This is a genomic window from Mycolicibacterium gadium (genome assembly GCF_010728925.1).
Taxonomy (GTDB): domain Bacteria; phylum Actinomycetota; class Actinomycetes; order Mycobacteriales; family Mycobacteriaceae; genus Mycobacterium; species Mycobacterium gadium.
Map to the genome: position 1 here is coordinate 5,486,486 of NZ_AP022608.1, position 17,714 is coordinate 5,504,199.

A 17,714-nucleotide genomic window follows, 5' to 3' on the forward strand; every position below is an offset into this window, starting at 1 on the left:
CGCCCGAACGGCACACGTCACCGCTCGACCGAGAATTCGCGAAACTCCGCGGATCCCGCCCACACGCGGATCGTCGGCGACCCGCAGACGGCGTCCCCCTTGGCGCGCACGACCGTCTGGCCGTCCACCTGGGCCGTGATCCAACCATTCGTATCGATGCTGATGTCGAAGCGGTGCCATTCATGGTCGAGGGGCGCCGGGACGAGGCTGTACGACTCTGCAGTCGGGTAGGCCACGGCGAAATAGCCGGTCAAGCCGAAGTCATACTGCACGGCGGAGCCGTAGGAAGCCTCTTGACCGGACGCGTCTTTCTGGAGGGTTGTCAGCCCGATTCCGAATCCGCCTGCGGCACCGAAATTGTGGGAGATATCGCGGGCCGATCCGGTGATGTGAGTACTACATCGCGGCGCTCCGGGGGCCATAATCCCCGACCACGCCGTCGTCCAGTTCTCGGTGGTGTTGTGGGTGTCGAGAACGACTGACCGGCCATCGTTGCTGACCTGCGCATCGATGCCGCCGAACGCCTGCCAGCTGCGGAAGTCGACGGCAGCGAGGGTCGGTGGGTTGCTCGACGGTATCGGCGGGCTCGTCGACACGCTCGATGCGATCGACGAGATCGGCGGGATGGTCGATGCGCCGGGTGCGAGCGACGTGGTCGGCGGGGCGGTCGACGAGCGGGTCGTGTACCAGATGGCAAGGCCGCCAAGGACAGCCACGACCGCAGCGAGGGCGGCGGGCACGACCCAGCGCTTCAATCGAACGGCGGTGGCGGCCGGCGGGGAGCTGGACGGCGACGCGGGCGGCCGCTCCATGAATGGCCGGCCCGGTGGTGGTGCGTGCCAGGCCGATCCCGCGTTCGAGGGTAACTGTGGCCGGATTGGCGGCGGGCGCGAAGGTGGGGGCAACGGCGGTGGTGTGAGCCGCGCCGGGGGTCGTGCCCGAACGGTCGGCAACGGGTTGGACAGGGGTGAGGTGATCGCGTCGCGCGCAGCGCGGGCCAACTGAACGGTGGTGGGATAGCGAGCCCTGGGGTCTTTGGCCATGCCGGTGGCGATCACTTCGTCGAACTTCGACGGGGCCCCGGTGTCGGACGGTCGTGGTGGCGGGCTCGCTAGATGCCCTGCCACTTGCTGCTCCATGCTGTCACCGGGAAACGGGCGGCTGCCTGTCAGACACTCATAGAGCACGCACGCCAGCGCGTAAATGTCGGACCGGGCATCGGCATCGCCGGTGCTGAAACGCTCTGGCGCCATATACCGCAGCGTGCCGACCACCCCGCCAGTTGCAGTCAGGCCGGTCTCGCCGGCGGCGCGCGCGATCCCGAAATCGATCAAATACGCGAAGTCGTCGTCGTCAAGCAAGATGTTGGACGGCTTGATGTCCCGGTGCACCAACCCGACCTTGTGCGCGGCATGTACGGCCTTGGCCACCTGCTCGATGATCAGCACCGCCCGCGCCGGGGCCAGCGGCCCTTCTGCCAGCACGGTTTCCACGTCGCGGCCCTCGATCAGCCGCATGTCCACGAACAGGTGTCCGTTGATCTCGCCGTAGGTGTGAATCGGCACCACGTGTGGCTCGTTCAGCTGTGCGGCTGCGTGGGCCTCGCGGCGGAAGCGCTCCTTGAACACGCTGTCTTCGGCGAAACGTGCCGGAAGCAGTTTCAGCGCGACGATGCGATCGGTGACCGTGTCATGGGCCCGCCACACCTCGCCCATACCCCCGCGGCCGAGCAGCGCGATCAGCTGGTACTGGCCGAACGGAGTGCCACCGCCACTCGGCGGACCCGGCCGGGTCATGGCATCGCCTCTGCCATCGCCATGTGACCCTCAAAGCCCAGCTCTGTGGCCATCTTTCGATAATGGTCCCGGAGCTCTCGATATGTCCCTTCCCCGCCCTGCGCTTGGGCGAGTAGCGCCTGCGCGCGCAGTAGCCAGACGGTGTGCAGAACGAACCCCGCCTCGACTTGTGCAGCGGCTAACCGGTCGACTGCAACCTTCGCATCCTGTAGATCCGCAGGGCTTTTCCGCAGCAGCAGTGCTTCTACCAGGACATTGGTCCCATAGCCTGCCCACAAAACATCACCCGCACCGAAGAATTCGTTTACAGCCGGCCTGGACAGCGAAATCGCGCCGGCGATATCGCCGATCCTTATCTTTTCCTCCGCGAGGAGGATATCGATGAGTGTGACAACTGCTGCGTTGTAGCGCTGCTCAAGGGCCATGGTGCGAACTTGATCCAACAGCTGAAAGCCCCTCGCGCGCGAGCTTCCTCCCAACCGCACGAGCAGGATGCCCAGATACTGTTTGCCCTGCCCCACCGCGACATCCCCGCCCGACTGCTCGGCGATCTCGAGCGCTGCTTCGGCTTCGCGTAGAACGGCGACCGTCGGAGCGAGTAACCGGTTTGCTATGGCCGCGATGTAGGTGAAGTACATTGCGGCAGAGCGGGTTACCGGTTCCGCCGTCCGGCCCATTGAGACCGCTCGTTGGAAGTCGTCCCTCCAGCCTGCGATTCCGAGGCAGGTCCGTGCCATACCCCGCATCGCGACGATGAGGGTCAGCGGTGAGCCCGTCATCATCTTCCCTTTGGTGGAGTCGCCGCCGGCGAGCTCGATACCGCGTTCAGCCAAGCGGAGCACCTCGGACATTTCGCCGGTCTGCTGCTTAGCGGACAACGGGACACTCAGCAGGGCGAGTGTCAACGTCGGATCGCCAATGGACTCGAGCAACTGGACAAGCTCCGATCCCGTCCGCGACGCCTCCGCGAGGCGACTGTTGAAGTATTGATCCAACGCGTGCCCGGCCGTCGCTATCGCCAGTGACCGCTGATCGCCAGCGGCGATACACAGGTCTCGCAACTCCTCGAAGCCTGTCTCGGCGCCGCTGCCGAGAGTACGAGTTACCGTTGCGCACAACAGGGTTCGCGGGGCGATCCGCATGGTCGTGCGATCCGGATCGGCCTCGGGCAGCAGGTCCGCGACGCGCCGCGCCCGACGCCAGCTGGTCATAGCGGCGGCGTCGTCGCGGAAGTTCGACCACGTCCCCGCCCGCATGTGCCACTCGTACGCGGCGTGCAAATCACCGGCCGCCTCGAGATGCTCCGCAATCAATGCGGCGTTCTCATCGGCAGAGCCCTGCGCCTCGAGCACGGTGGCCAGACGCGTGTGTAGCTGGGAGCGGTCGGACTTGAGCTGTGACTCAAAGGCAACCGCGCGTATCAAAGGGTTGCGAAACGCGTACTTTGGGTCCGGCCGGAACCCGACCTGATCGACGAGTTCCGCAGCGATCAGCGGTGTTACATCGGCGTCTTCGACAAGTGCGGCGAGAAGGTCGTCGTCGAATCTCGACCCAATGACGGCCGCGGCGTTCAGCGTTTGCTTGGCAGCGTGTCCAAGGCGGTCTATGCGAGCACCGATGGTTGCGTAAAGAGTGGCAGGGACTTCGGCGTCGTCCACATCTCCGCGAAGGGCGTACGAGCCGGGCTGTCCGTTGAGCACGCCGCGCTCCGCTAGATCCCGCACCATCTCCTCGGCGAAGAACGGATTGCCGCGCGCGCGTTCTGCTACCCGCACTGCAAGGTTTCCGAGCGCCGGATCGGCGCCTACCAACTGGCCGGCGAGCATCGCCGTTTGCGCGTCACTGAGTGGCCGAAGCGCGACTCTTTGTGCGCCTGGGATCTGGCTCATTCGACCCCGGTACTCGGGGCGATGGGTGAGCAATGTGAGTGCGGGGATCTGCGGGACAACCGCGAGGAAGTCGGACAGCAATGACTCGCTGGCCTCGTCGATCCAGTGCACGTCCTCGATGACGTACACCGCGGGCTCCGGGTTCGTCAGTGACGCAGAGTTGATCAGTGCGGTCAGCCGACGGCGACGAGCGTCGGGTGCCACTTCTGGCAGGTGCTCCGAGGGAGCGCGTATCCCCAATAGATCATCGAGCAGTACGAGATCTTCGGGATCGGCGTCGAGAAACCGTTTGTGCACCTGCCGACGTGCCGCCTCTGCGGTGAGGTTCGCAACGTCCAGCGCGCTGCGCAGCAACCGGGCAGCGACATGGAAGGGAACATCGGTGGCGTGAGATTCGCAATAGGTCGAATAGACGGGCACGCCTCGAGCGACTGCGGCGGCGGTCGTTTCGCGGATCAGCCGGCTCTTGCCGATTCCCGGGGGCCCGACCACAGTTACGACGCAGCCAGCGCCGCTGATCGCCTCGTCGAAAATCCCGCTGACGGTGGCGAGTTCCCACGTACGTCCTACAAGGGGCGATTCCGTTCGCCGCGGTGGCTGGTGGTCGCCGATCGCCACGAGCCGCCTCGCGGCCACCGGCTCGACGATGTTCTTTATGTGCACTTGCTCCGGGCTGCCGAGAACGGCGACATTCTCCACCAGCCGGGCGGTCGATTCACTGAGTATCACTCCACCAGGAGGCGCGACGGACTCCATGCGTTGCGCCATGCCGACCACCTCGCCGATGGCCGTGTAATTTCCTGTAGTGGAGCCGATTTCGCCTGCTATCACCTGACCCGAGTTCAGGCCGATTCGCAGCTGCAGCGTGACACCGACGTTCCTCTGGATATCCAACGCGGCCAGGCATGCGCGAAAGGCGTGATCCTCGAGGCTGATCGGTGCGCCGAACACTGCCATGATGCCGTCACCGGTGAACTTGTCCACGGTGCCGCCGTAATGCCGCACAATTGAGGCGGAGCGATCGAACAAGTCGGCCATGATCTCACGCAGCCGTTCGGCGTCGAGCGTCGAAGCCAGGTCCATCGAGTGGACTACGTCGGCGAACAGCACGGTGACTTGCTTGTACTCGGCCGTTGGCGCCTCGATGCGGGCGCCGCACGCGTCACAGAAGCGCGCTTCATCACGAGGTTGCGCGCCGCACGCCCGGCAAATCACTGCTGCCGCCATCGACCCCACCTGCTCGCATTGCTGCTGAGCTGAGGATAGGACCAGTTCGCGCCGACGGGACCATTATTGACGTGCGGATATGCCGCCGCGCCAGGCGGCCACTTTGTCCTCATAACGCATCGTCTGGGCCGGACTGGTCGACGGAAGTCGCCGATAGTGCACGTCTGGGGCGACACGGACGAGGCGGTTGAAGTTCTTCTCGGCGGCGGCGCCGTTGAAGAAGATCCGTCTGATGCCCGGATGTGCGACGAGCAGGCGTCCAAAATCGTTGGGCACCATACTGTCCGGCTCTACGGCCGCATCCAGGCTGCCCTTGCGCCTGCAGGATCGCAGCACATCCCATACTGCGACACCATTGGCAACCAGCGCCGCAGTCCGGTCGTCGTACGGATCGTCGGCGGCGAACCCGAAGAGCTCACCGGTGATCCGCCAGAACGCGTTGCGGGGGTTGCCGTAGTACTGCTGGGACGTCACCGACATCGCGCTCAGCATGTTGCCGAGTATCAACGTGTGCGCGCCGTCGCCGATGATCGGCGGGAGGCCTTGGACCAGTGGCGCCGTCATGGAGCCGAATATCCCACGGCGCCGGGGTATACGTTGTGCCGGTGGCCGAAGATTTCGACATCGAGGCATCCGGGCTACTCGACGGTCTCGACGGCACGGCCCGGACGGAGCGGGCTGAACTCATCGGGTGGCTGCTGGCCGAAGGGTTCACTGTCGACCAGATCAGAGCATCGTTCATGCCGATGTTGCTCGCCGCTCGCCGAGTTCTGGGTGAGGACGGGACCTACGTGTCGGCCCGTGAGACCTGCGAGAAGACCGGCATCGACCTGGAACTGCTCCAGCGCCTGCAACGCGCGATCGGCCTGCCGACCGTGGACGATCCCGATGCCGCCGTGCACTCGCGTGCGGATGCCGAGGCCGCGGCCTATGGGCAGCGCTTCATCGAGTTGGGTATCGAACCCGACCAGCTCGTACAGATCACCCGACTGTTGGCCGACGGCCTGTCGCGGGCGGCAGAGGTCATGCGCTACGCGGGGCTCGCCACCATTCTCGAGCCGACGGCCACCGAGCTGACCATCGCGAAGAATTCGAAAATGCTCGTCTCCGAGGCGGCGCCGCTGCTCGGTCCCATGATCCAGGAGATGTTGCGGCTTCAGCTGCGACATCTGCTGGAGACCGAGGCCATCACCGCATCGGAAATGGCGGAGGGGCAACGCCTTCCCGGAGCCCGCCTGGTGAGCATCGCGTTCGCCGACCTCGTCGGATTCACGCGGCTGGGCGAAGTGGTGCCGCCGCAAGACCTCGAACGGCTCGCGCACCGCCTGGCCGACCTCACGCACGAGGCCGCGGTTCCACCGGTGCGTTTCATCAAGACCATCGGCGACGAAGTCATGCTCGTCAGTGCCGAGCCGGTGCCGCTGCTCGAGGCCATGATGACACTGGTCGAGGCGACAGAGGGTGACGACGAATACCCCAGGCTCAGGGCCGGCATGGCGACCGGCATGGCCGTCAGCCGGGCCGGCGACTGGTTCGGCAGTCCGGTGAATCAAGCCAGCCGGGTGACCGGCGCCGCCCGCCCCGGTTCGGTTCTGGTGTCGGAGTCGACGCGCGAGGCCGTCGGCGACGACGAGCGATTCACGTGGTCGTTCGCGGGTGCGCGCCATCTCAAGGGCATCTCATCCGACGTCAAGCTGTTTCGCGTCCGTCGATCGACCTGAGCGGTATTTGCTACACGCAGATCAGCCCGGACGCGACGGCCCTGGGTTTACGATCCAGAGATGCGCCGGGTGATTATTGGGCTGATCTCAGCGGTTGTGCTCACCGCGGCGTTCGCCGGTGCGGGTGCGGCCCACGCCCTGCCCCTGCCGCCGCCGAATCCGGGTCCGTGCAACTTCACGCTTTCGGCCCCGCAGGTGGTCCAGGTCGACGGTGTGGCCAAGGTAACCGCCACGCTGACTCCCGCCCGCTGCCTGGCTCCGTGGAAACCACGGTATGGCGTGGCCTGCCTGTCCATCCAGGGCCAGTCGGACCACTGCACGCAGTCCCGTGATGCAGCGCCCGCGCAGGTGTACTTCGAGCCGTACACCCCGGGCCTGGTCTACGAGTCGTCGGGCAGGGGCTGCAGCGCGGCCTTCGACTACACGACAGACCCCAACTGCCAGCTGCTCGGACCCGTCAACGCCACCCTCTAGCGGATACCGCGGTCGCCTACGATCAGCCGATGCGCGGTACAAAGATCCTCATCACCGGTCCCACCGGGCAGGTCGCCGTCCCCGTCGCCAAGGCGCTCGCGGCCGACAACGAGGTGTGGGGCATCGCCCGGTTCACCGACTCCGCGGGAAAGGCTGATCTCGAAAAGTCAGGGGTGCGATGCGAGACGATAAACCTGGCCAGTGGTGACTTCACCGGACTGCCGACGGACTTCGACTACGTCATCAACCTGGCGGTGGCCAAAAGCGGCCGGTGGGACAAGGATCTTGCGGCCAACGCGGAGTCGGTCGGACTCCTCATGGCGCATTGCCGCGAAGCGAAGGGCTTCCTACACTGCTCGTCGGGCGCCGTCTACGACCCGCCTGACGACGACCCCCGTTCTGAACGCGCCGCCCTCGGGGACAACCACAAGCCAATGTTCCCAACGTATTCCATCTCGAAGATCGCGGGCGAGGTCGTTGTCCGCACCATGGCGCGCGCTCTGCACATTCCCAGCGTGATCGCTCGTCTCAACGTCCCCTACGGCGACAACGGCGGGTGGCCGTTCTTCCACATGGAGATGATGCTGGGCGGCTCGCCGATCCCGGTCCCGCCGGGTGGGCCGGCCCGCTACAACCTGATGCACGAGGACGACATCATCGCCACCATCCCGAAACTCCTCGAGGTGGCGTCGGTTCCGGCGGTAACCGTCAACTGGGCCAGCGAGCAGTTCGTCAGCATCCAGGAATGGTGCGCATACCTGGGTTCGCTTGTGGGTGCGGAGCCGAGGTTCGAGGAAAGCGATCAGGCTCTGCGCGGAAATCCGCTGGACGTCTCGTATATGCGCGAGCTGATCGGGCCCGCGACGGTCGACTGGAAAGACGGCTTGCGTCGAATGGCGGCCAAGTTCCACCCCGAGCTGGTCGGCTGACTACCGCGAGCGTTTGAACCGGCGCAGTCGCAGGCTGTTGGTGACGACGAAGACGGAGCTGAAAGCCATTGCGGCGCCCGCGATCATCGGGTTGAGCAGGCCGGCCGCCGCCAACGGCAACGCTGCCACGTTGTAGGCGAAAGCCCAGAACAAATTGCCCTTGATCGTCGCGAGCGTCCTGCGAGACAACCGGATCGCATCACCCACGGTGCGCAGGTCATTGCGGACCAGAGTCAGGTCGCTCGCCTCGATCGCTACGTCCGCGCCGCTGCCCATCGCCAGCCCCAGATCGGCCTGTGCGAGCGCCGCCGCATCGTTGACACCGTCACCCACCATCGCGACGATTTTGCCGTCGGCCTGCAGTCGCTTGACGACGTCGACCTTCTCGGTAGGCAGTACCTCGGCGATCACCTCGTCGATTCCCGCCTGGGCCGCCACCGCGCGGGCCGTCGCCTCGTTGTCTCCGGTGAGCAGGATCGGCGTAAGTCCCAGTGCACGAAGCTCTTTGACGGCATCGGCTGATGTCGGCTTGACCGCGTCGGCGACCACCAGCACGCCAAGGGCCGTCCCGTCCCGGCCGACCGCGACCGCGGTCGACCCCTCGGATTCCGCCAGGCGCATGGACTCCGCGAGCTCCTCGGGCATCTGCGTGAACAGTCGCGCCCGCCCGACCGTCACATCGACGCCGTCGACAACACCTTGGACACCGAGGCCGCGCAGATTGGTGAAATCCACTGCCGCAGGCAGATCGCCGACCTTTGCCTGTGCAGCTGCCGCGATGGCCTTCGCGACCGGATGCTCGGATGCCTCCTCGAGTGCACCTGCGAGCCGCAGGACCTCGTCGGTGTGCATACCCCCGGCGGCGATCACGTCGACCATGGTCATCGTGCCGGTCGTGACCGTGCCGGTCTTGTCCAACAGGATGGTGTCGACCCGGTCCGTGGACTCGAGTACCTCCGGACCCTTGATCAAAATGCCCAGCTGCGCACCCCGGCCCGTGCCGACCATCAACGCCGTCGGCGTCGCCAGACCCAGCGCGCAGGGGCACGCGATGATCAGCACCGCCACCGCCGCGGTGAACGCCGCCGCGATCGGTCCGCCCGTGCCGATCCAGAAGCCCAGCGTCGCAACGGATAATGCGATGACAATCGGCACGAACACACCCGAGATCCGGTCCGCCAACCGCTGGGCTTGCGCTTTACCGTTCTGGGCGTCCTCGACGAGCCTGCTGATCTGCGCCAGCGCAGTGTCGGAACCGACCCTGCTCGCCCGAACCACCAACCTGCCATCGGCGTTTACGGTGGCCCCGACCACCTCGGCACCCGGTTCGACCTCAACCGGCACCGACTCGCCGGTCAGCAGCGACGCGTCGACCGCGGAACGTCCCTCGACCACCACACCGTCGGTGGCGATCTTCTCGCCAGGACGTACGACGAACTCATCGCCGACCTTCAGCGCATCGATCGAGATGCGCTGCTCGGCACCGTCTCTGCGGACAGTCACATCCTTGGCTCCGAGCTCGAGCAGCGCCCGCAGCGCCGCGCCCGCGCGTCGCTTGGACCGGACCTCGAAGTAGCGCCCGGCGAGGATGAAGGTGGTGACGCCCGCGGCGGCCTCGAGATAGATGTTGCCGCTGCCGTCGGTGCGGCCGATGGTCAGCTCGAACGCGTGAGTCATCCCAGGCGTGCCCGCGGTGCCCCAGAACAGCGCGTAAATCGACCACCCCAGCGCGGCCAGCGTGCCCATCGAGATGAGCGTGTCCATGGTGGCGGTGCCGTGCCGCAGGTTCGCCCACGCCGCCCGGTGGAACGGCCATGCACCCCAGATCACCACCGGTGCAGCCAATGTCAACGACAACCACTGCCAGTACGTGAACTGCCATGCGGGCACCATCGCCATCGCGACGACCGGCACCGTCAGCGCCAGGCAGATCAGCAACCGGGTCCGCAGCGCGGCGGTCGGATCATCTTCCGCCACCACGGGATCCGGCACCGGCAGATGCGCCTGATAGCCGGCGTGCGCCACTGTCGCTACGAGTTGTTCAGCGGTCACGTCGTCGCCGAACTCAACCCTGGCTTTCTCGGTCGCGAAGTTGACCGTGGCGGTGACGCCCTCGATCTTGTTGAGTTTCTTCTCGATTCGGTTGGCGCACGACGCGCACGTCATGCCGTCCACCGAGAGTTCGACGACTGACATGTCAGTGTTGGTGTCCGCCGCCGCCAGACGGGGCAGGCGCCGTCGTCGAGGCGGCGTCGGTGACGTTCACGGTGAACGCGGCGGTGCGCACGGCGTCGCGATGCCGAAAATCGAGGAACAGTCGGTACGAGCCCGTGCTGGGGAACGTCGTGTGGAACCCGATCTCCGGGCCTGAGGCCGCGGTGCCGCCGTCGGGATCGCTCATCGGATGCACGTGGAGGTAGGCGAGATCCGGCGCGCGGACCGCGACGAGGTGCCCGTACGCGCCGAGGTAGGGCTGCAGGTCGTCGACGGGTTTGCCGTCCCGGCTGACCGCCAGTGTGAGCATCGACGCCTCGTTGGCCTTCGGCGTCCCGCGCAGGGTCACCGTGTAGTCATCGACCTCGGCGGTCTGCGCTGCGGGGGGCAGCGGTTGCGGGTCGTACTTGCCGGCGACGTGCAGATTGGCGCCCAACGTCAGCGCGGGACCGCCCGATGGCATGAAGTCGGCGTAGACGCGATAGTCACCGGCGCGAGACAGGTTCAATGGCACACTCCACGTGCCTTGCTCGTCGAGCTTCGGGTGGACGTGCTGAAAGACCGCAAGGTCGTTGCGTACGACAATCAGGTGCAGCAGTTCGTCGTGTTTTTCGACGTAGCGTTTCACCGGCGCTCCGGTGGCACTCAGAATCCGAAACTTCAGCGGCACATCGGGATTGGCGGTGGCGATCGGGTTGTTCAGGGCCAGCGTGTACCCGTCCTGCGTCGTCTGCAGTCCGCCGGGCAGCTCTTGTGCGGCCGTTGTCGTCGCTTCCTGCGGGGTGACCGCGTTGCCGATCCAGACGGAGATCGCGAAGACCGCGGCCAGTCCGACGACGAACGCGATGACCTTCTGTCCGGTTTTCATCAGCTGGCCAGCTGGTAGCCGGCGTCCTTGACGGCGGTCTTGATCGCGGCCGCCTCGAGCACGCTGTCGCTGTCGATGGTGACGCTACCGCTGGCAAGGTCCACGTCGACGGATCGGACGCCGGGGATCTCCGTGATCTCCTCACGCACCGACGTGGCGCAATGTCCACAGCTCATTCCGGTTACGGTGACCGTTGTCGTGCGCATGAGTCCATAGGTACCATACCCCCATAGGGTATGCAAATGGCTGGTGCCTGGCAGCATCGGCGACCATGCGCGTCCTGGTCCAGCGGGTGACGTCGGCGGCGGTGCGGGTCGACGGTGAGGTGGTCGGAGCGGTGCGCCCCGAGCGTCAGGGGCTGGTGGCGCTGGTAGGGGTCACGCACGACGACGACACGTCGAAGGCGCAGCGCATGGCCGAAAAGCTGTGGCAGCTGCGCATTCTCGACGACGAGAAATCGGCGAGCGACGTCGGGGCGCCGATCCTCGTGGTCAGCCAGTTCACGCTTTACGCCAATACCGGCAAGGGCCGCCGTCCCGCCTGGAACGCCGCCGCCCCACGCGCGGTGGCCGAACCGCTGGTGACCGCCTTCGCCGACGCACTTCGGGCTCTAGGTGCACCGGTCGAGACGGGCGTGTTCGGGGCGGATATGCGGGTGGAACTCGTCAACGACGGCCCCGTGACGGTGCTGCTGGAGCTGTGAGCCCTCAGTGTGCCGCGGTGACCGGCGGTATGCCCTCCGATGGCTGCACGATGACGAAGCCCGGCCCGTAAAACGACACCTGAACCGCCTCGCCTGAGCCGCGGCCGATCAGCGCCCCCGCCTTGAAGCTCGTCTTGAGCTGGGTCTGCAGGTTCGCCGACCACGCCACCACCGCGTTGGTGTCGGCGAACGTGGGCGCCTCAGCGGCGTTGAGTACGACGGGTGGGCCGTCGGTGGTCAGCGCCACCCAACCGGTACCGCGCAATGTCGTGTTGAACAACCCGCCGGCCACCATGCTGCCGCCCTTGACGCGCTCGATGTTCCAGTCGAGGCTCGCCGAGAAGGCCAGCACGTTCTTGCCGCTGATCGACAACCCGGAATTCGTCAGGTTCAGCAGATGGACGTCGTAAGCGCGCTCGGCCAGGAACACGTCGCCCTGCCCCTGGCACCGCATCAGTGGCAGGCCCTCGCCCGTCAGCGCCTTCTTGAGGAACTTCGACGCCCCTCCGCCCTCGAACGCGAAGTCCACGTTGCCCTGGTAGGCCACCATCGCACCCTGGCGCGCCATGAACGGTTCGCCGAGGCGCACGCGCAGCAGCTTCGAGTTCTGGTTCGCGATCGGTTTGGCTTCCTTCTCGCTGAACCGTCCGTCGACCAAATCGCCACTGATGCCGGAGAATCCGTCGCCGGCCGGCTGCCCGCCCATGACCGCCGCCTGGGGCGGTCCTGGCTGATGCTGCGGCGCGGGCCCGGCAGGAGGTGCGCCCAGCGGCGCCCGGACGACCTGCCCTTGGTGCGATACCTGATCGGTCCACTGCTGGCCGTCCCACCAGCGGTGTTCGTAGCGTCCCTCGGGGTCGGGCCGCCAGCTTCCGTTATTAGGTCCTGTCATGGAAACAAAACTAAACCGACGACTGGCATCCTGGTGAGATGGCAAAGGAAATTGACCGGGTGCGCGCGCAAAGCGCCCTCGCGGTCATCAAGCAGCACCCGGGCATGGTGCTGTTCGTCGTCTCCCCGGTGATCATCGGGCTGGGCCTGGTGTGGTGGCTGGTCAGTCCGACCCTGGCCGTCCTGCTGTTCATCGGTGCGGTCGTGGGCGGCGCAGCTGTTCTGCTCTTGAACCGCAAGCAGTAGCGCGCAGGCACCGCGCTGTTCGCTTCGGGAGAAAGCCGTCCCAACAGCGGTGTAACGATGTAATCATGTAATCATGAGACATCATCACTCCGGGAGAAGGCCGGGCCGCTCTGGTGGCTGGCAGCAGGCCGAACAACCCGACGCGAGCAGTGCGGGCGACTGGTTCTCCGGTCGCCTGCCCGAAGGCTGGTTCACCGGTGACCCGACCGTCGTCGTCGACCGCGAAGAGATCACCGTCATCGGCCGCCTCCCCGAAGTCAAAAGCGGCTCCGACGGTGCGGAAACTGAAGCCCATGCATCCGGCAGAGTGGCGCGGTTCCGCGAGGAGACGCGTTCGGAGCGAATGCGAATCGCCGATGAAGCCGAGCGTCGCTACGGTCGCAAGGTCGCGTGGGGCGTCGAGATCGGGGCGGTAGGTGACGACAATTACGAACGCGTCCTGTTCACCCACATCGCCGTACCGGTGATGACGCGCTTGCGTCAGCCCGAGCGCCAGGTACTCGACACGCTGGTGGACGCCGGCGTGGCCCGCTCACGCTCCGATGCGCTGGCGTGGTCGGTCAGGCTCGTCGGCGAACATGCCGACGAGTGGCTGGGCAAGCTGCGCGACGCGATGCGCAACGTCGACGACCTGCGCGCCGAGGGCCCACAGCTCTAAACGCGCTCGACACCCACATACCCCGAGCTCAAAGCCGAGGTCCCCGACAGCGGATCGACGGACACGTCGTCGATGAGCAGATTGCGGTTGGCGCCGTAGGAGACCGGATCGGCGCCGCCGCGCGGGTCGAAGACCCTTGAGCCCCAACCGTGGTCGATTATCAGCACCCCACGACGGGGACGATCGCTGATAGAAGCGGTCAACTCGATCTGTCCGACGGGGGAGAAGACCCGCACCGCGTCTCCGTCGGCGATTCCCAGCGTCACTGCGTCCTCGGGGTTGATCACCACGTCATTGCGCTTACCCGAGGGGTGCAGGCCGGGAAGCTCGTTGAGCCAGGAGTTCATCGAGTGCCGGTTGCGGCGGTTCGACAACTGGAACGGGTACCCGGCCGGGGGCACCGGCGCGGGCTCGGTGAGCAGTTCACGCGTGCGGGCCACGAACGCCGGCGGTGCGGTGTGCACCATCTTGTCCTCGGTGCGCAGCGCGCTGCGAAAATGACCGAATTCTCGTGGACCCAGCACCATTCCATGCGGATTGGCCATCAGATCACGCCAACTCACTCTGCGCCCGTTGATCTTTCGGCTGGTCGCGACGAGCAGGCGATTCAACCACGCCGGGGTGAACTCGAGGGCGGGCCTACGGGTCAGCCTGGCAAGAGCGCGGGTGGCCCGCACGAAACTGTTCGTCCCTTTGGCGCCGAAGAGCGGCTTGCGCATCGCGATCGCGAGATCGACGAAGATGCGCCACTCCTCACGGGCCCCCGGCGGTGGATCGACGACCGCCCGTCCGTACTGCACGTACGGTTCGTCGTGCAGGTTGCTGGTCAGGGCCAGCAGGTCGTCGCGTTCCAGCCAGTGCGCGGCAGGCAGCAACCAGTGCGCGTGACGGTGACTTTCGCGCTGTACCAAGTCAATCGCGACCAAAAGATCCAGTTGCGCGAGCGCGGCGTCCAACTTGGCGCCGTGCGGTCCGGACACCACGGGATTGCCGCAGTTGATCACCATCGCGCGAATCTGTCCCGGCCCGGGTGTCGTGATCTCATCGGGCAGTTCCGCCAGTGCGTGGGCACCCGCGACCAGATCGGTGCCCCTGAGCCGGCTCTTGTGTGCCGGCGGTTTCGCCATACCGGACAGCTTCAGCGCATCGACATAACCGGGTTCGAACCGGCGCCCGCCCGGCCGGTCCATCCGACCCGTGATGACGTTCAGCACGTGGCCCAGCCACTCGCCGATGCTGCCGGTGACGTGCAGTGAAACACCGGTGCGGGTGACGACCATCGCGCGCTTCGCGGTCGCGAAATTCCTTGCCACTTGCTCGATGACGGCGCGGGGGATGTCGCACCGCACGGCCAGATCGTCGAGGTTCGCGTCGGTGACGAGCGCGCGGAGCTCATCCACACCGGTGGCGAGATCGCGGCAGTCGCCCTCGTGTTCAAGCCGCTCGTCGAGGATGACCTTGACCATGGCCAGCAGCAGTGCCCAGTCCTGGCCGGGTCGCACGGCCAGATGCAGATCCGCCTTGTCGGCGGTCTCGGTCCGCAGGGGATCGACGACGACGATCTGCGCGCCTTGACGCTGTCGCTCCAGTGCGCGCCTCCAGCCGCCGGGCACGGTTTCCAGCCAGTTCCACGCGCTGACCGCCGGATTGGCGCCGACCAGCAGGAAGTAGTCGCAGTTGTCGACGTCGGATACCGGCGCCATCAGGATCGATCCGTACATCGCGTCGGCGACGACGTGCATCGCGTTCTGGTCCACCGAACCGACGGCGTACCGGTTCTGGGTGCCGACGGCATCCAACCACGCGATCATGAACAGCACGTTCGACGACGAGTAGCCAGTCGGGTTCCCGTAATAGAGGCCGATCGAGTCGGGGCCGTCGGCGTCGATTAGCGCCGTCATCCGCGCGGCGATGTCGGCGATCGCCTCGTCCCAGCTGGCTTCGACATACTCGCCGGGGGAGTCCCCGACCCGACGCATCGGCGCCACGATCCTGCGCGGGTGCTCGACGAGCTGATTGGCCGTCCTTCCCTTGGCGCAGAAGTCATGCCAACTGTGCGGGTTCTCCTTGTCGGGTGAAATCTTGACCACCCTGTTGTCCTCAACGGTGACCTCGAGACCACAGGCTGCCGAACAGTATCTGCAGAAGGTGTACGCCGTCGTCTTATTCGATGTCGTGGTCATCGATTTCGAGACTACGACGGCTACGCCTGCGTCATGGACCAATAAGCGCCACGCTTAGCCATGAGCTGCGCGTGGTTGCCTTGTTCAACGATGCGACCGGCTTCGAGGACGACGATGACGTCGGCGTCGCGGATCGTCGAAAGCCGGTGCGCGATGATGAAACTCGTCCGGTCGCGGCGTAATTCGGCCATTGCCTGCTGGATCAGCAATTCGGTCCTGGTGTCGACCGAACTCGTCGCCTCGTCGAGGACGAGCAATTGCGGGCGGGACAGCGTGGCACGGGCGATCGTGATGAGCTGTTTCTCGCCCGCGCTGATGTTTCCGCCGTCGCCTCTGACCCACGTTTGATAGCCGTCGGGCAGATGGTGCACGAACCGGTCGACGTAGGCGGCCTTCGCGGCCGCGATCACCTCGTCCTCTTCTGCATCGGGTCTGCCGTAGGCGATGTTGTCGTAGATGGTTCCGCTGAACAGCCAGGTGTCCTGCAGCACCATCCCGATGCGGGATCGCAGTGACTGGCGGCTGACGGTGGCAACGTCCACGCCGTCGAGCAGGATCTGGCCGGAATCGACTTCGTAGAACCGCATCAGCAGGTTCACCAGCGTGGTCTTGCCCGCGCCCGTCGGCCCGACGATCGCCACTGTGGTTCCCGGTTCGGCGGTCAGTGACAGGTCCTCGATGACGGGTGTGCCCTCGCGGTAGCTGAAGTCGACGTTCCTGAACTCGACTCGGCCGGGGCGCCCCGCCGACAACGGCGGCAACGCCGCACGCTCAGGGGATTCCTCCTCGGTATCGAGTAGCTCGAACACCCGCTCCGCGCTGGCCACGCCGGATTGCAGGGTGTTGTACATGCCGGCGACCTGGGTCAGCGGTTGGTTGAACTGGCGGACATACTGGATGAACGCCTGGATACTGCCCAGGGTGATCTGGCCCGTCGCGACTTGTATTCCGCCGACGACGGCCACCGCGACGTAGCTGATATTGCCGATGAACACCGTCGCCGGCGACACCAGGCCCGAAAAGAACTGCGCCTCAGAGCTGGTCTGATACACGTCGTCGTTGAACTCGCCGAACTGTTGCTGTGCCTGGGCGCGATGACCGAACGTCTTGACGATGGTGAACCCGCTGTACGTCTCCTCGATGTGCGCGTTGAGCCGCCCGGTGTTGGCCCACTGTGCGACGAACAACCGCTGAGACCGTCGTGCGATCACGCGGGTCGCCCAGAGGGATAGCGGCACGGTGATCACGGTGAGCAGCGTCAGCAGCGGCGAGATCGTCAGCATCATCACCAGCACCGCGATGACCGTCAACACCGATGTCAACAGCGAGTTGATCGTCATCGACAGCGACGTCTGGATGTTGTCGACATCGTTGGTGACGCGGCTGAGGACCTCGCCGCGCTGACGGGAGTCGAAGTACGACAGCGGCATTCGGTGCAGTTTGTCCTCGACGTCGGATCGCAGGGTGACCATCGTGCGCTGCACGACGACGTTCAGAATGCGTGCCTGCACCCAGACCAACAGCGCGGCAACGAGGTACAGACACAGCGCCAACAGCAGCGTGCGGCCGACGGCTGCGAAGTCCACGCCCTGGCCCGGTACGACGTTCATTCCGGACAGCAGATCGGCGAAAGTGTTGTCACCACGCGCGCGCGCCGCCTCGACTGCCTGCTCTTTGGTCAGGCCGGCGGGCAGCTGACGGCCGATCACGCCGTTGAACAACAGGTCGGTGGCGTGTCCGAGAATGCGCGGTCCGACGACACCGATCGCGATGCCACCGACACCGAGCACGACGACAGTGATGGCCAGCGCCCGCTGCGGCGTCAGCTGCTTGACCAATCTGATCGCTGAACCCTTGAAGTCCCGCGACCGCTCGGTCGGTGCCTGACCCACGCCGCGGATGGTGCGTGCCATCG

General features: G+C 65.8%; 15 protein-coding genes. 6 read left to right on the forward strand and 9 right to left on the reverse strand.

Going from position 1 to position 17,714, the window contains the following annotated elements:
- Positions 1-17: 17 nt before the first annotated feature.
- The 3 genes from G6N36_RS29565 to G6N36_RS27085 all read right to left on the reverse strand — a co-directional run bounded on the left by G6N36_RS29565 (position 18) and on the right by G6N36_RS27085 (position 5,476).
- The gene (locus tag G6N36_RS29565) at positions 18-1,796 is read right to left on the reverse strand and encodes a serine/threonine-protein kinase (protein ID WP_179964881.1); all 1,779 of its coding nucleotides are present in this window, start codon (positions 1,794-1,796) and stop codon (positions 18-20) included.
- Positions 1,793-4,912, reverse strand: a complete 3,120-nt coding sequence (locus G6N36_RS27080) for an ATP-binding protein (RefSeq protein WP_163689782.1) — start codon at positions 4,910-4,912, stop codon at positions 1,793-1,795. The genes G6N36_RS29565 and G6N36_RS27080 overlap by 4 nt, the downstream gene beginning before the upstream one ends.
- Positions 4,913-4,975: 63 nt before the next feature.
- The gene (locus G6N36_RS27085) at positions 4,976-5,476 is read right to left on the reverse strand and encodes a DNA-deoxyinosine glycosylase (RefSeq protein WP_163689784.1); all 501 of its coding nucleotides are present in this window, start codon (positions 5,474-5,476) and stop codon (positions 4,976-4,978) included.
- Between the two features lie 41 nt (positions 5,477-5,517).
- Here G6N36_RS27085 and G6N36_RS27090 point away from each other — a divergent pair, with 41 nt between their 5' ends.
- Genes G6N36_RS27090 through G6N36_RS27100 form a run of 3 tightly spaced genes read left to right on the forward strand, consistent with a single transcriptional unit; the run spans position 5,518 to position 8,036 of the window.
- Positions 5,518-6,633 carry an adenylate/guanylate cyclase domain-containing protein gene (locus tag G6N36_RS27090; RefSeq protein ID WP_163689786.1) on the forward strand — a complete coding sequence of 372 codons (1,116 nt, stop codon included), beginning with the start codon at positions 5,518-5,520 and terminating at the stop codon, positions 6,631-6,633.
- Positions 6,634-6,693: 60 nt separating this feature from the next.
- Positions 6,694-7,107 (forward strand): hypothetical protein, encoded by a 414-nt coding sequence (locus tag G6N36_RS27095; RefSeq protein ID WP_163689788.1) that lies wholly within the window; start codon positions 6,694-6,696, stop codon positions 7,105-7,107.
- Between the two features lie 29 nt (positions 7,108-7,136).
- Positions 7,137-8,036 (forward strand): NAD-dependent epimerase/dehydratase family protein, encoded by a 900-nt coding sequence (locus G6N36_RS27100; RefSeq protein ID WP_163689791.1) that lies wholly within the window; start codon positions 7,137-7,139, stop codon positions 8,034-8,036.
- Here G6N36_RS27100 and G6N36_RS27105 read toward each other — a convergent pair whose 3' ends face one another.
- Genes G6N36_RS27105 through G6N36_RS27115 form a run of 3 tightly spaced genes read right to left on the reverse strand, consistent with a single transcriptional unit; the run spans position 8,037 to position 11,324 of the window.
- Positions 8,037-10,232, reverse strand: coding sequence for a heavy metal translocating P-type ATPase (locus G6N36_RS27105; RefSeq protein WP_163689793.1), 2,196 nt, complete (start codon positions 10,230-10,232; stop codon positions 8,037-8,039).
- Between the two features lies 1 nt (position 10,233).
- A complete protein-coding gene (locus G6N36_RS27110; RefSeq protein ID WP_163689795.1) occupies positions 10,234-11,118 on the reverse strand; it encodes a DUF8832 domain-containing protein in 885 nt (294 codons plus the stop codon).
- Complete coding sequence (locus G6N36_RS27115; protein WP_163689797.1) at positions 11,118-11,324, reverse strand: heavy-metal-associated domain-containing protein; 207 nt, start codon at positions 11,322-11,324, stop codon at positions 11,118-11,120. Before G6N36_RS27115 ends, G6N36_RS27110 begins: the two co-directional genes overlap by 1 nt.
- Positions 11,325-11,389: 65 nt before the next feature.
- On the opposite strand from G6N36_RS27115, the gene dtd reads away from it, so the two are divergent.
- Positions 11,390-11,821 carry a D-aminoacyl-tRNA deacylase gene (gene dtd / locus G6N36_RS27120; RefSeq protein WP_163689799.1) on the forward strand — a complete coding sequence of 144 codons (432 nt, stop codon included), beginning with the start codon at positions 11,390-11,392 and terminating at the stop codon, positions 11,819-11,821.
- Positions 11,822-11,825: 4 nt separating this feature from the next.
- On the opposite strand, the gene G6N36_RS27125 is transcribed toward dtd, so the two are convergent.
- On the reverse strand, positions 11,826-12,713 hold the full coding sequence (locus G6N36_RS27125) for an AIM24 family protein (RefSeq protein ID WP_163689801.1): 888 nt from the start codon (positions 12,711-12,713) through the stop codon (positions 11,826-11,828).
- A 38-nt stretch (positions 12,714-12,751) separates the two neighbouring features.
- Here G6N36_RS27125 and G6N36_RS27130 point away from each other — a divergent pair, with 38 nt between their 5' ends.
- Complete coding sequence (locus G6N36_RS27130; RefSeq protein ID WP_163689803.1) at positions 12,752-12,958, forward strand: hypothetical protein; 207 nt, start codon at positions 12,752-12,754, stop codon at positions 12,956-12,958.
- Between the two features lie 73 nt (positions 12,959-13,031).
- Positions 13,032-13,616: an ATP-binding transcription factor AbmR gene (locus G6N36_RS27135; RefSeq protein WP_163689805.1), complete on the forward strand. Its 585-nt coding sequence runs from the start codon at positions 13,032-13,034 to the stop codon at positions 13,614-13,616.
- On the opposite strand, the gene G6N36_RS27140 is transcribed toward G6N36_RS27135, so the two are convergent.
- Together G6N36_RS27140 and G6N36_RS27145 are read right to left on the reverse strand one after the other, a co-directional pair.
- A complete protein-coding gene (locus tag G6N36_RS27140) occupies positions 13,613-15,799 on the reverse strand; it encodes a molybdopterin-containing oxidoreductase family protein (protein WP_163689806.1) in 2,187 nt (728 codons plus the stop codon). The genes G6N36_RS27135 and G6N36_RS27140 overlap by 4 nt on opposite strands.
- Before the next feature lie 20 nt (positions 15,800-15,819).
- Complete coding sequence (locus G6N36_RS27145; protein WP_163689808.1) at positions 15,820-17,712, reverse strand: ABC transporter ATP-binding protein; 1,893 nt, start codon at positions 17,710-17,712, stop codon at positions 15,820-15,822.
- Positions 17,713-17,714: the final 2 nt, after the last annotated feature.

What these genes read in the sequence shown, in the direction of transcription:
- G6N36_RS29565 (WP_179964881.1), bottom strand. Translation starts at nt 1,796, where the DNA reads ATGACCCGGCCGGGTCCGCCGAGTGGCGGTGGCACTCCGTTCGGCCAG.
- G6N36_RS27080 (WP_163689782.1), bottom strand. Translation starts at nt 4,912, where the DNA reads ATGGCGGCAGCAGTGATTTGCCGGGCGTGCGGCGCGCAACCTCGTGAT.
- G6N36_RS27085 (WP_163689784.1), bottom strand. Translation starts at nt 5,476, where the DNA reads ATGACGGCGCCACTGGTCCAAGGCCTCCCGCCGATCATCGGCGACGGC.
- G6N36_RS27095 (WP_163689788.1), top strand. Translation starts at nt 6,694, where the DNA reads ATGCGCCGGGTGATTATTGGGCTGATCTCAGCGGTTGTGCTCACCGCG.
- G6N36_RS27100 (WP_163689791.1), top strand. Translation starts at nt 7,137, where the DNA reads ATGCGCGGTACAAAGATCCTCATCACCGGTCCCACCGGGCAGGTCGCC.
- G6N36_RS27105 (WP_163689793.1), bottom strand. Translation starts at nt 10,232, where the DNA reads ATGTCAGTCGTCGAACTCTCGGTGGACGGCATGACGTGCGCGTCGTGC.
- G6N36_RS27110 (WP_163689795.1), bottom strand. Translation starts at nt 11,118, where the DNA reads ATGAAAACCGGACAGAAGGTCATCGCGTTCGTCGTCGGACTGGCCGCG.
- G6N36_RS27115 (WP_163689797.1), bottom strand. Translation starts at nt 11,324, where the DNA reads ATGCGCACGACAACGGTCACCGTAACCGGAATGAGCTGTGGACATTGC.
- dtd (WP_163689799.1), top strand. Translation starts at nt 11,390, where the DNA reads ATGCGCGTCCTGGTCCAGCGGGTGACGTCGGCGGCGGTGCGGGTCGAC.
- G6N36_RS27125 (WP_163689801.1), bottom strand. Translation starts at nt 12,713, where the DNA reads ATGACAGGACCTAATAACGGAAGCTGGCGGCCCGACCCCGAGGGACGC.
- G6N36_RS27130 (WP_163689803.1), top strand. Translation starts at nt 12,752, where the DNA reads ATGGCAAAGGAAATTGACCGGGTGCGCGCGCAAAGCGCCCTCGCGGTC.
- G6N36_RS27135 (WP_163689805.1), top strand. Translation starts at nt 13,032, where the DNA reads ATGAGACATCATCACTCCGGGAGAAGGCCGGGCCGCTCTGGTGGCTGG.
- G6N36_RS27140 (WP_163689806.1), bottom strand. Translation starts at nt 15,799, where the DNA reads ATGACCACGACATCGAATAAGACGACGGCGTACACCTTCTGCAGATAC.
- G6N36_RS27145 (WP_163689808.1), bottom strand. Translation starts at nt 17,712, where the DNA reads ATGGCACGCACCATCCGCGGCGTGGGTCAGGCACCGACCGAGCGGTCG.